12 protein-coding genes are annotated in these 12,330 nt (G+C 70.6%); 7 read left to right on the top strand and 5 right to left on the bottom strand.

The genetic code is table 11. The features are described from left to right. From VF794_RS17560 to VF794_RS17545, 4 genes are all read left to right on the top strand, one after another. Nucleotides 1-972 (top strand): hypothetical protein (locus tag VF794_RS17560; RefSeq protein WP_331111870.1); only part of this gene is annotated, 972 nt, incomplete at its 5' end. Beyond that, nucleotides 962-2,608 (top strand): SWIM zinc finger family protein, encoded by a 1,647-nt coding sequence (locus VF794_RS17555; protein ID WP_331111868.1) that lies wholly within the window; start codon nucleotides 962-964, stop codon nucleotides 2,606-2,608. The genes VF794_RS17560 and VF794_RS17555, both read left to right, overlap by 11 nt. A gap of 278 nt (nucleotides 2,609-2,886) precedes the next feature. Then, the gene (locus tag VF794_RS17550) at nucleotides 2,887-4,413 is read left to right on the top strand and encodes a reverse transcriptase family protein (RefSeq protein ID WP_331111866.1); all 1,527 of its coding nucleotides are present in this window, start codon (nucleotides 2,887-2,889) and stop codon (nucleotides 4,411-4,413) included. Between the two features lies 1 nt (nucleotide 4,414). Next, nucleotides 4,415-4,672 (top strand): hypothetical protein, encoded by a 258-nt coding sequence (locus tag VF794_RS17545; protein WP_331111864.1) that lies wholly within the window; start codon nucleotides 4,415-4,417, stop codon nucleotides 4,670-4,672. 14 nt (nucleotides 4,673-4,686) lie between these two features. Here VF794_RS17545 and VF794_RS17540 read toward each other — a convergent pair whose 3' ends face one another. The 3 genes from VF794_RS17540 to VF794_RS17530 form a co-directional block, all read right to left on the bottom strand. Continuing rightward, a complete protein-coding gene (locus tag VF794_RS17540; protein ID WP_331111863.1) occupies nucleotides 4,687-6,168 on the bottom strand; it encodes a type II CAAX endopeptidase family protein in 1,482 nt (493 codons plus the stop codon). Nucleotides 6,169-6,260: 92 nt separating this feature from the next. Then, nucleotides 6,261-6,848 (bottom strand): GAF domain-containing protein, encoded by a 588-nt coding sequence (locus VF794_RS17535; RefSeq protein ID WP_331111861.1) that lies wholly within the window; start codon nucleotides 6,846-6,848, stop codon nucleotides 6,261-6,263. Between the two features lie 157 nt (nucleotides 6,849-7,005). Then, complete coding sequence (locus VF794_RS17530; RefSeq protein WP_331111859.1) at nucleotides 7,006-8,436, bottom strand: M48 family metalloprotease; 1,431 nt, start codon at nucleotides 8,434-8,436, stop codon at nucleotides 7,006-7,008. A gap of 126 nt (nucleotides 8,437-8,562) precedes the next feature. Here VF794_RS17530 and VF794_RS17525 point away from each other — a divergent pair, with 126 nt between their 5' ends. Next, the gene (locus tag VF794_RS17525) at nucleotides 8,563-9,192 is read left to right on the top strand and encodes a hypothetical protein (protein ID WP_331111872.1); all 630 of its coding nucleotides are present in this window, start codon (nucleotides 8,563-8,565) and stop codon (nucleotides 9,190-9,192) included. A 173-nt stretch (nucleotides 9,193-9,365) separates the two neighbouring features. After that, nucleotides 9,366-10,559 (top strand): phospholipase D-like domain-containing protein, encoded by a 1,194-nt coding sequence (locus tag VF794_RS17520; RefSeq protein WP_331111857.1) that lies wholly within the window; start codon nucleotides 9,366-9,368, stop codon nucleotides 10,557-10,559. A gap of 6 nt (nucleotides 10,560-10,565) precedes the next feature. On the opposite strand, the gene VF794_RS17515 is transcribed toward VF794_RS17520, so the two are convergent. Next, nucleotides 10,566-11,330 (bottom strand): endonuclease III, encoded by a 765-nt coding sequence (locus VF794_RS17515; RefSeq protein WP_331111856.1) that lies wholly within the window; start codon nucleotides 11,328-11,330, stop codon nucleotides 10,566-10,568. After that, nucleotides 11,296-11,532, bottom strand: a complete 237-nt coding sequence (locus VF794_RS17510; protein ID WP_331111854.1) for a hypothetical protein — start codon at nucleotides 11,530-11,532, stop codon at nucleotides 11,296-11,298. The genes VF794_RS17515 and VF794_RS17510 overlap by 35 nt, the downstream gene beginning before the upstream one ends. Before the next feature lie 183 nt (nucleotides 11,533-11,715). Here VF794_RS17510 and VF794_RS17505 point away from each other — a divergent pair. Beyond that, the coding region (locus VF794_RS17505; protein ID WP_331111852.1) for a DUF2252 family protein at nucleotides 11,716-12,330 on the top strand (615 nt) is incomplete at its 3' end.

The raw sequence follows: 12,330 nt of genomic DNA, 5'->3' as shown, positions 1-12,330 counted from the left end.
CTGGCCACCCGCCGGTTGCCGGACGTGCGCGCCGCGGTGCGACCGATGCTCGGGAGGCTGCTGGCCGCGAGCCCCGCCGCCGGGGCGCGGGTGGTGGAGGCCCTGTTGTCGGCCCTGCTGCGCCGCCGCCTGCCCGAGGGCGTGCCGGCCCACGTGGTGGCGGTGCTGTCCGGAGAGCTGGCGCCCGCGCTGGCCCTGCTGCCGGCGGAGACGACGTGGCGGCTGCTCGAGTCCGAGGACGCCGCCGCGCAGGGCGTGGGGGCCGCGCTGCTCGCCCGCCGTGGCGTGGAGCTGACGGTGGAGGTGCCGCGGGTGACGAGGCTCGCCGGACATGACGTGCTGGCGGTGCGCGAGTGGGGGTGGCGCTGGCTGGAGTCCCACCTCCCCGAGGTGCGCGCGGAGCTGTCCACGGCGGTGGGCCTGCTGGACTCGCGCTGGGAGGACGCGCGCGCCTTCGGCTTCCGCTACTTCCGCGAGCGCTTCGCCCCGGAGGACTTCTCGCTGGAGGTGCTCGTCTCGGTGGCGGACAGCGTGCGCGAGGACGTGCGGGCCTTCGGGAGGGAGTTGCTCACGCGCTCCTTCCGCGAGGAGGACGGGCCCGCGCTCCTGCTGCGCCTGTCCGAGCACCCCGCGCCCGAGGTACAGCTCTTCGCCACCAACTACCTGGACCGCTTCGCCAGCGGCAACGCGGAGCGGGTGGAGCAACTCACGCCGTACTTCATCCGGGTGTTGAGCCAGGTGAACCGGGGCCGCGTGGCGCGCCAGCGGGTGCTGGGCTTCCTCCAGCGCGAGGGCCGGAGCACCGAGGCCTCGGGCCGCGTGGCCATGGAGGTGTTGCACCGGATGTCCGCCACCATTGCCATCGAGCACCGGGCCGCGGCGCTGGAGGCGATGCTCGCCATCGCCAAGGCGCAGCCGTCCGTCCCCATGCCCTTCCGTCTCGTCCCGGTGGAGGTCCGCCGTGCAGTTTGAGTACTCCTACGCGGGCAGCACCGCGGTGCAGCACCGGGGGGACAGCACCGAGCTGTCCTTCGCGCCGGACCTCAAGCGGGAGCCCACCTTCTTCTCGGGCGAACTGCGGCGGAACGTGGCCTTCCGCGAGGCCATCTCCGCGCTCCACGCCGTGGTGGTGTCCGACCTGCGCTTCAAGCCCAAGGACAAGACGGCCTACAAGGCCTGGGCGGCACAGCAGGAGGAGGGGGACCTGGTGGCCATCGCCGCGCAGCGCCAGTCGGTGGCCAGCCGGGTGAAGGCCCTGCGCGAGGAACTCGCCCAGCTGGAGGTGGAGAGCGCCAGACGGCTGAGCGGCTTCCACGAGGCGCGCGCGCGCTACTTCCGCTTCCTCTACGAGAAGCACCGGGAGCTGTGGTTCGTCTACGACCCGGTCATCACCGTCCACCCGGACGAGTGCTTCTTCGAGTGCTTCAGCCAGGACGAGTCCAGCTACGGCCGGCTCGGTGCCAGCTACGAGGTGTTCCAGAACGTCGGCGAGTTCTCCTGCGGTACCACCAACATCGACTACTCGTCGCCGCTGTACGACGAGTTCCAGAAGATCCGCTCCTACAAGCGCACGCGCTTCGAGGTGGACCCGAGTGGCTTCACCACCCAGACGGGCACGGACGCGGCCTACAAGGAGGTGAAGATCGACCTCCCGGACTCGTGGGTGCGCGGCTTCCTCCAGGTGAACTCGGCGATGGCGCTGCCGGCGGTGCGCTTCACGCTGCACCCCATGGACGTGCACAACTTCCTCTTCGTGCTCAAGCGGCACAAGGAGAAGAAGGGCCCGCGCTCCATGCGCTACGAGCTGGCGCCGGGGCAGCCGGTGAAGGTGGTGTTCGAGCCGTGGGGGACGGAGGTGGTGTGCCGGCGCTCGGTGTACGAGGGCGAGGGCACGCACGACATCCGTGTATGGGGCCGCCGGCGCCTGGGCGTACTGGAGCGGCTCGTCCCGGTGGCGAAGCGCTTCACCGTGCACCTGCTGGGCTCGGGGCTGCCGTCCTTCTACGTGGCGGACCTGGGGGATTTGTCCTTCACCCTGGGCCTGTCCGGGTGGACGGCCAATGACTGGGCCACGGCGGGCAACTTCGACCTGATGGCACCGCGCGGGCAGGTGGACGAGCTCACCCGCCGCCGCGTCTTCGATGCGCTCAAGGCGACGTGGTCCGCGACGCCCGAGGCGCTGGCCGCGAAGCTGGGGCTGGAGCGGGGCACGGTGCTCGGCGCGCTCTCGGCGTGGACGCAGGCGGGGCGGGCCATCTGGGATTTGAACAAGGGCGTGTACCGGGCGCGCGAGCTGAGCCGCGAGCCGCTGCCCCTGGACAAGCTGCGCTTCGCCAACGAGCGCGAGGAGCGCGCCACGCGCTTCGTGGACGCGCGGGCGGTGAACGTGACGGCGCGGGCCTCCAGCGTGGATGGCTCGCTGGAGCTGAGCGGCTCGGTGAAGGAGGGCCAGAAGGTGCTCCGTCCCACTTTGCGACTCGATGGGGACCAGCGTATGGTTTTTGGCGAGTGCACGTGCAACTTCTTCCAGCAGAACAAGTTGTTCCGGGGGCCGTGCGAGCACCTGCTCGCGCTGCGGCTCCAGCACTCACGGGTGTCTCGCACATGAGCAGGGGGAGGGTCCGCGCACGCGGCGGTCAGGGGGCAGTACCTTGCAACCCGGACGGTGTTTCGCCGTCCATGCCTCATGGCCTGTCATGCTTCACTGGCCCGCTCTTCACTGTGCGGCGCCTCCCTCCCTGTCGCAGCAGCGATGTCGACCGCGTCGGTCCTGCATGCGACAGGGAGGGGGCGCCGCTGGAGTTGAGCCGGTCCAGTCCCGAGAGCAGTACGAAGGTGCTCTCTGACCGTCGCGTGGACGGACCCTCCTTCCCTCGATGAACCGCCATGTCCTCCGAGCGACCCACCAACCGCCAGGAGCTGTACGACCGCATCCGCGCCACCTCGAAGGATGAGGTCATCTTCGAGGAGATGGTGCGCCTGGGCTTCTGGCCGGCGCGCAGCGGCATCCCCGGGGACCCGGCGGACGTGCTGCACCGGCGCAACGAGCTCCGGGGGCAGCTGCGCGCGCTCGCCACCGAGCAGAGCCGCCTGGGCAACCTGGAGGCGATGAAGCTCGAGCTGCGCAAGCGGCGGATGGAGGAGAGCCGGCGCAAGCAGCGGGAGACGAAGGAGCGGCGCGAGCGCGAGCGGCAACTGCGCGCCGAGGCGTGGAAGGAGCGCAAGGCGAAGGAGGTGCTCTTCCTGGGCCGGGGCGTGTCCGGGGGCTTGAGCGCGCGCACGGCGGACGAGGCGCGGCTGGGGAAGCTGGGGTTGCCGGTGCTGGCCGCCCCCGAGGCGCTGGCGCGGGCGATGGGCCTGAGCGTGGGGCAGCTCCGGGCGTTGTGCTTCACGCGCACGGCCTCCACCACCAGCCACTACGTGCGCTTCCTGTTGCCCAAGAAGACGGGGGGCACCCGGCTCATCTCCGCGCCCATGCCCCGGCTGAAGGCGGCGCAGGCGTGGGTGCTGGAGAACCTGCTGAAAAAGGTGCCGGTGCACGAGGCGGCCCACGGCTTCCGCGAGGGCCGCTCCATCGTCACCAATGCGCGGCCCCACGTGGGCGCGAGCATGGTGGTGAACCTGGACTTGAAGGACTTCTTCCCCTCGGTGCGCTACCCGCGGGTAAAGGGCGTCTTCGCGAAGCTGGGCTACAGCGAGGCCACCGCCACGGCGCTGGCGCTGCTGTGCACCGAGCCGGACGTGGAACAGGTGGAGCTGGACGGGCAGCGCTGGTTCGTCACCCAGGGCACGCGGCGCCTGCCCCAGGGCGCGCCCACCTCGCCCGCGCTGACGAACATCCTCTGCCGGCGGCTGGACCGGCGGCTGTCGGGCGCGGCGCGCAAGCTGGGCTTCGTCTACACGCGCTACGCGGATGACCTGACGTTCTCCGCGCACGGGCCAGGGCCGCACGACGCAGGCGAGCTGCTGCGCTTCGTGCGCTGGGTGGTGGGGCAGGAGGACTTCACGCCGCACCCCGAGAAGACGCGCGTGCTGCGCCGGGGCCGGCAGCAGGAGGTGACGGGCGTCGTCGTCAATGACAAGCCCGGCGTGGACCGCCAGACGCTCAAGCGCTTCCGGGCCCTGCTGCACCAACTGGAGAAGACCGGGCCCGAGGGCAAGCGGTGGGGCAACAGCGGCGACGTCATCGCCTCCGCGGTGGGCTACGCCAACTACGTGGCCATGGTGGACCCGGTGAAGGGCAAGGCGCTCCAGACGAAGGCCCGCGCGCTGGAGCAGCGGTACGGCCGCCGGCCCGTGGCCCCGCCTCGCGCGAAGAAGGCCGCCGCTCCCGAGATTCCCAGCCCGCCGCCGACGACGACCGAGCAGAAGCCCGCCGAGCCTCCGAAGAAGAAGTGGTGGAAGCTTTTCTGAGGTGAGCGTGGACGGGAACGTCATCATCGGGGTGCTGGTAGCGGCGGGACTGGTCGGGCTCATCGTGTGGGGCCTGCGCTTCACCGACCCCGTGAAGCGCCTGCGCAACCAGTACCTCCACCGCGTCCACCTGCCGCGCGCCCAGGCCGAGGAGTCCCTCGCGCGCCACCTGGCCCGTCTCCAGGAGCGCCATCCCGGCAAGTCGGAGGCCTGGTACCTCCACCGCATCCTGGCCGACCTGGACCGGGATCGCCGCTGAGCCCTGGCTCGGGCTCACCGGTAGACGAGCAGCGCGCCAAAGACCAGGGCGTTGTTCACCGCGTGCGCGAGGATGCAGGGGAGAAGGCTGCGCGTGCGCTCGTAGATGACGGCGCTCGCGACGGCGCCGAGGAACAATCCCAGCGCCACGAGCGGTGAGTACATGTGAGGCAGGGTGAAGAGGGCCGCGCTCACCAGCGCCGACTTCCAGGGGTCGAACCGGGTGCGCAGCGACGTGTAGAGGAGACCCCGGCAGGCGATCTCCTCGAACAAGGGCGCCCAGATCACCGCATCCACGAAGAGCATCACCACTTCCAGGGGACCGCCGAACATCGCCCCTTCCAGCACCCCTTCGTACCAGGGCTGCTGGCTCAAGAGGTTCACCCCCATCCCCGGTAGCTGTTCGAGCCCGATGAGCACCAGGGTGGCGACGAGCAGCGCCGTGACGGGCGCTTCGAGCCGGAGGCCGAACAGCTCGACGAGACGTGTGCCGTGCACCGCCGGCACCCATCGGGTCAGGTAGTACAGCATGGGCAGCGAGCCCACCAGGGTGGTGAAGGGGAGGCCCATCGGGAAGGCGTCCGCGGCGAGCACCCCGAGGAGCGTGGAGTAGACGAGGACGGCGACGAGGCCGAAAGCGCCCGAGCGCACCGTCAGGTCGTAGCCCTCGGCGTAGGACCAGGGGGCGGGGCCAACCCCCGACGACAGCCGAGGCAGCGGCTCGCGCGACTTGAGCCGGAGCGCCCCGAGCGTCAGACCCACGAGCATCAACGCGACGAAACCTCCCGAGAACCACAGGGCCCGCGTCAGCGCCCGGGCTCCCCGCTCCAGGATGCGCTCCTCGGCGGCCCGCGCGTCCGGCTCGTTGCCCAGGCGGCGAAGCACGCGCGACGCCAACCGGTCCGAGGCCCAGGTAGGATCTGGGCGTCCCTCCTCGCGCAGAAGCACCAGCATCGCCTCCACCTCCCCCGCGGTGGGCCGCTCGTCGGAGAGCCCGTAGGCGAAGCGCACCATCGCCGCGAGGCGCTCCCCGTCCGGCCCGCGTGCCGCGAGTCTGTCGAGCCGCGCCTTCAAGAGGTCGCGCTTGCCCGCTTCGGCCAGGACGAGCATGAGCCGTCCTTCAATCCGGAGGACTTCCGGCGGAGCGCCGTGGATCTCCCCGCGCTCGTGTGCTTCGAGCACCGAGCGGAGTTCCTGGTGCGCCTCGTCCAGGAGGTCGGTGGTGGGCGAGAAGAAGAGCCGTTTGAGCAGGGAAGCCCAGGGGACCGCGTTGGGCGAGGCATCCGCCAGCTCCAACTCGCGATCGAAGTACCGCGCCGCCAGCGGCATGGGCTGCCCGAGCATGCCGAGCGGCGACCCCCCTTGTGCCGAGACGCTCAAGAAGAAGATGCCGACGAGGGCGAGCAGCACCGTGCAGAGCACCGTCACCCCTGTGGAGAAGGGGGGCGGGGAGGGAGACGGTTCGGACTCGTTGGAGGGTTGGTCGGTCGAGGACACGCGGTGCGGAATCCAACCACCGGGACTCCAAAAACACCAACGGCCCGCTGGAGGTGCCAGCGAGCCGCGAGTCCTGGGCTTCCGTGAGGAGTCTAGCGCGTGCCCGTCGCCGCGCAGCGCAGCATCATCGCCTCGAGGTCACTGCGCGTCTGGGCCAGCGCCTCGCGCCGCAGGTCCTGGCGCAGCGCGCTCGACAGCGAGCGCGACAGCGTCTTCACGATGTTCAGCTCCTCGGCCGTCCACCGCCGCTCCTTCTGGCAGTCGTCCAGCCGCAGGAAGCCCCACCACGTGCCGTTGATCGTCCCCACGTTGATGGGGCTGAGCAGCACCGACTGCACGCCCTGCGCCTCCAGGTTCACCTTCATCGAGCCGTGGATGTTGCGCACCACTTCCCAGATGGGCTGCCCGCGCGAGAGCACCTCCACCCAGCCCGCCATCTGGTCCTTCAGCGGGAACGTCTGCATCAGCGGCGTCATCGGGGCATCGCCCCACATGTGCCGCATCACCGACAGGCGCCGGCCCGGCGTCTGCGACGAGCCGTTCTCGTACACCAGGGCCCGGTCCACGCCGAGCGCCTGGCCCACCATCTGGATGGAGGACATCACGGCCTGCGGCGAGAAGCCCTGCTCCACCAACAGCTTCGAGGCCTCGGAGACCTTCGTGAATGCTTCGAGGGACATCGCATCCTCCGTGCCAGCTGAACCCGGGTAAAAGCTGGAAGGTGAGTATCCATTACCTTCCTGGCGAATCGTGGGTTCATTGAACAGCAAGAAGAAGGCGTCTGTCAATGCTGTCTGGATTTCCCAAGCTGAACAGGAATCCTCTGTAAGGAACGCGTCACCGGGGTCGGGGAAGCTCGCCTCCCAGTACGCGCTTGACGGTGTGGCCCGCGGGGAGCGTCTCGCCCGAGGTGACGCCATTGAGGATGGCCAGCTCCTCCAGGGGAATGGTGGAGGGGGAGCCCGCGTGGAACTGCGCCAGCGTCATCGGCTGGGGGAGTGTCACCAGCTCGATGCGTGCCGGCTGCACGGCGAGCATCGCCGGGTCGTTCAGCTCGCGGAAGCTCGTGAAGGAGGCGCGGAAGGCCGGGTCGTACGCGGCGAGCTGGGCCGCGGCCGTGTAGCCGAGCAGCTGGTAGGTGGTGCCACCATGGCTGAAGAAGGCCGTCAGCCCGTGGATGACGCCCTGCTCCGTGCGTGCCTCGAAGTAGCTCGCCTGGGGTGGCAGGCCCGCGGTCGCCACGGGCAACTGCTGCACGCCCTGCTGCGAGAAGAACTGCCGCAGCGCCTGCTCGGGAGGGACGGTGCCCGCCACCGCGAGCGCCATCAAGGCGTCCTGCTTCGGGCTCACCGCGAGCACCGCCTGGGTCTGGTTGGCCGTCTTCCAGCCCTGGGGGAAGTCGAGCTGGAAGCGCAGCTCCGGGTGGAAGAAGCGCGCGCCCTGGAAGAAGCCCTGCCGCGGATTCTCCCCGTAGGCCATGCCCTGGAGCAGGCGCAGGTAGCTCGCCTGTTCGGTGCGCAGCGTGGCGGGGTTCACGTTGAGCGCGGCGAGGCGCTGCTGCGTCGCCTTCAGGCGGTCCCCCGGGTCGGGGTGCGTGGAGAGCCACGTGGGCAGCCGGTCCCCCTGGGAGGCCTGCGTGCGCGAGAGCATCCGGAAGAGGTCCTCCATCTCGCGCACGTCGTAGCCCGCGTCGAGCATGTAGCGCAGGCCCAGCTCGTCGGACTGGGTCTCCGCGTTGCGCCCGTACTTGAGCAGCATCAGCCCCAGCCCCGCCGAGGCCAGCTCGCCGTACTTCGCCAGGTTCGGCGACAGCACCGAGCCCAGCCCCAGCCCGAGCTGCGCCAGTTGGGTGCGCGTTATCTGGTCGGCTGAGTGCCGCGCCGTGACGTGGCCGATCTCATGCCCCAGCACCGCCGCCAGCTCCGCCTCGGAGCTCATGTGGGTGAAGATGCCGCGTGTGATGAAGATGGGGCCGCCGGGCAGCGCGAAGGCATTCACCGTCGGGTCGTCCAGCACCTGGAAGCTCCAGGGCAGGTCCGGCCGCTCCGACTTCGCCGCCAACGCCTTGCCCACCCGCGCCACGTACTCCTGCACCTGGGGGTTGGGCAGCAGCCCGATGGACTGCTGCACGTCCTTCGAGGCCTGCTGGCCGATGGCGATTTCCTCCTGCGTGGACACCAGCGAGAACTGGCGCTTTCCAGTGAGGGGGTTGCGCACGCATGCGGCCAGTGCGAGCAGCAGCGACAGGGCGAGAAGTCGTCGGGTCATGGTCCAGGCGGATAGGGTCGGTCCCCGCTTCCGGCCACCCTCACCCCGGTGTGGGTGTCGATGGTGGACAGAGCCGCGCACCGCCGGGCCGGCTCGGTTAGCCTCCGGGCGGGGAGGTCTCGATTGATGGAGAGCCTGGACTCGCGCCTGGAGAACCTGGAGCGCCGCTGCCACCGCTTGCAGTCCCTCACCGTCGCCGCGCTCGCGCTGGGGGCGCTCGGGGTGGGCACGGCCGTGCTGCGCCCGCTGTGGCCCTCGGAGGGCGGGGAACTGGTGGCCTCGCGGCTCACCCTGCGGGATGAGCGGGGCCGCACGCGCGCCACCCTCTCCGCCCAGGCCGGGAGCGAGGGGGGCCTCGTGCTGCACGACGCCGAGGGTCGGCCCCGCGCCCTGCTCGGGGTGGACGCCAGCGGCTCGCCCCGCCTCCGCTTCGCCACCCGCGAGGGCTCCATGCTCGCCGAGCTCACCGTGTACTCGGACGAGGCCCCGCGCCTCGTGCTCGCGAACAACGGCGGCTCCGAGTTCTTCTCCGTGGGGCTGATGTCCGATGGCTCCTCGCGCCTGGAGCTCGCGGACGAGGATGGGCGCGCCCGGGCCATTCTCGGCGCCGACGAGCATGGGTCTCCGGGTCTGCTCCTCGTGGACAGGAAGGGGCAGCCCCGCGCCTCGCTGCGCGTGTCTCCCAAGGACGAGGCCAGCCTCATCCTCGAGGGACAGGACGGCGAGGTGTTCCGGGCGCCGACTCCCGTCCAGTAGGGGCAGGGGAGGAACCCACCTACACGCCCGAGCAGGCGGGCGGGCCCGGTGCGGCTCGCGAGGGCTTCCCCACACGGGCTCCGTCCCTACCTTCCCCGGCCATGGACGAGCTATCGCCACAGCCAGTCGCGAGGGGGTGGGAGGAGCCCGACCACCAGAATCAGCAGCATGAGATGACCGGCCCCACGGCGCTGCCACCCGGGTACCAGGCCTTCTGCCACGCGCTCTATCAGTCCACCCGCGTGCGGATGCAGCCGGGACACCGGGTGGGGCTCGTCGAGAACGGGGCCATCTTCGACGAAGTCGTCGAGGCCATCCGCCGGGCCACCGAGTCCATCCACATCCTCGTCTTCATCTGGCGCCCCAGCGAGCCGTCCGACCGCATCGTGGAGGCGCTGTGCGAGCGCGCCCATGCCGGTGTGCACTGCCGCGTCGTGGTGGACCCCGTGGGAAGCCAGGAGGTCCGCGGCGAGCACGACTTCAACCCGAAGGTGGAGCTCCGCCTGCGCGAGGCCGGTGTCGAGGTGCACTACTTCCGGCCGCTCTCGGGCCGGTGGTTTGGCCGACTCTTCGGGCGCACCCACCACAAGCTCGTCATCCTCGATGGGAAGGTGGGCTTCACCGGGGGCTTCGGCATCTGGAAGTCGTGGCAGGGCGAGGGGGACAGCCCCGAGGAGTGGCGCGACACCAACGTGCGCGTGGAGGGGCGGGCGGTGCACTGGATGCAGCTCGCCTTCGCGCGCACCTGGCAGGAGTGTGGCGGCGCCCTGCTGCCGGAGAGCTGCTTCCCCGAGCTGGATCCGGAGGCGGAGGGAGACGTCTCCGCCTGCTTCGTGGAGAGCGCGGGCGGCTCGGGTCTCTCCGATGCCGAGCGCATGCTGCGCATGGTGTTCGCCGCCGCGCGCAAGCGCCTGTGGATCGCCAACGCCTACTTCACCCCGCCCAACGCCATCCTCGAGCAGTTGCTGGAGAAGCGGAAGCAGGGCGTGGATGTGCGGGTGCTCGCGGCGGGGCCCGTGCACGACTGGCGCATCGTCCGCGCCTCGCAGCGCGCCACCTACGAGCGGATGCTGAAGGGGGGCGTGCGCATCTGGGAGTACCAGCCCTCCATGCTGCACTCGAAGACGGTGCTCGTGGACGACTGGCTGAGCGTGGTGGGCTCCATCAACCTGGACGCGCTCTCGTTCCACCGGATGCGCGAGGGCTCCCTCGTGGTGGCGGATCGGCGGCTCGCCTCGAAGCTCGACACGTGCTGGGAGAGGGACTTGTCGCACGCGAAGGAGATGACCCTGGCCCACGGTGGCCGCACCAACCCGTGGCGGCGGTTCGCCCGTCAGGCGACGCAGCTGCTCGCCCTGAACCGGTGACAGCGCTCAACGCGGGTCGCGCACACCCACCTGCCGGCACATGGACAGCACCGGGCACGTGGAGCACCGGGGCCGCGTGCCCGTGCATACGTGCTTGCCGAAGGGCCCCAGCAGGCGGGTGAGCTCCACCCAGTGCGCCCGGGGCAGAGAGGCCTCCAGCGCGGCCAGCGTCTGCTCGGGCGAGCGCGCCCGCACGTAACCCCAGCGGTTCGTCACCCGGTGCACGTGGACGTCCACGCTGATGCGCTCCTGCCCGCAGGCGATTCCCAGGGCCAGGTGCGCGCACTTGGGCCCCACGCCCTTGAAGGACTGCAATACCTCCGCGTCCGCCGGCAGCTCACCGCCGAACTCCTCCACCGTCCGCACCGCGATGGCGTGGATCGTCCGGGCCTTCGGCTCGTGGAACGTCACCGGGCGGATGAGGGCCTCGATACGCTCGGGCCCCAGGCGGCGCATCGCCTCGGGCGTGCGGGCGTGGGACAGCAGCTTCAGCGACACGGGCAGCGACACCTCGTCCAGCGTACGGATGGAGAGGATGCACGCCACGAGTTGCTCGAAGAGGCTGGTGTGGCCGCGCGCCGACAGCTCGAACATGGCGGCGTCCGCGAAACCCCGGATGGACTCGCGCACCCGCGCGAGCACCACCTCGATGTCGAAGGGCTCCTTGTCCTCTCGGACAGGAGCCTCCGAGGTCTCACGGACCGTCCGTCCGCTGCGAGTCGTCGGGGCGCGCAGGCTACTGGGAACCCGCCTTGGAGCTGCCCGGGGCATGGATGGTTCTCTTGTCTTCCTTGCCAGCCTTGTTGGGGCCTCCGTGGGTACCGAACTCGCCCGCGTTGCGGTGCTTGGGGTACTCCTCGTCCGGCAAGCGCTCCCGGCCCTGACCCGAGACGTCACCCGAGTCGACCTTCGGGTAGAGCCTCTCCTTGTCGTCGTCGGAATGCAGCTTCTCCTTGTCCTGGTCCTGTGCCATCGGGCACCTCCCTTTCTGTGGACAACATGGGGATGCCCGACGGGGGTGGCTCTCGAAAGACGCCGCTCCGCCGGGCGGGCAGGCTGCCGGGAACCCCACGAAGCGAGCGGGGAGGGTAAGGCCCCTCGGAGAGCAGACGGCCTGGCTCGGTCCGAGCCGGCTGGAGTGCTTAACCTCGCTTGGATGTCCGCCCGATCCAAGACACGCGCCCTGGAGCGCCGCGCCTCGTCCTTCCGCGCCCGCCGCGAGCCCCGCGTCGTGGTGCGGCATGACCTGACCGAGCCGGAAGCCACCCCCACGCTGACGCCCGAGCACATCCCCGACCTCCGGGAGCGCAAGCAGCAGGGCCGGGCCCTGCGCAAGAAGACACCGCGCGCGGAGCAGGGCCGGTGGGAGCCCCCGGCGGACCGGCCGGATCCCATCGCGCTGCTGGAGGCCAGCAACAGCGGGCGGCTCCCCTCGCTCGTGCCCATCCGCCACGCGCGCATGGGGGTGGACCCGTTCGCCTTCCTGCGCGGCTCGGCCATCCTCATGGCGAACGACCTGGCGCACACGCCCAACATCGGCGTGAAGGTGCAGGCCTGCGGGGACGCGCACCTGGCCAACTTCGGCATGTACGCCACGCCCGAGCGCAACCTCGTCTTCGACGTCAACGACTTCGACGAGACGCTCCCGGCGCCCTGGGAGTGGGACATCAAGCGGCTGGTGGCGAGCATCTGGGTGGCGGGCCGCTGCAACGGCGCGACGGAGGCCCAGTGCGAGGAGGCCGTGGACGCGTGCGTGCGCCGCTACCGCCGG

This window comes from Archangium sp. (assembly GCF_036389735.1).
Taxonomy (GTDB): domain Bacteria; phylum Myxococcota; class Myxococcia; order Myxococcales; family Myxococcaceae; genus Archangium.
Note: the sequence above shows the minus strand (reverse complement) of the source record. Positions and strands in the feature narration are given on the sequence as shown.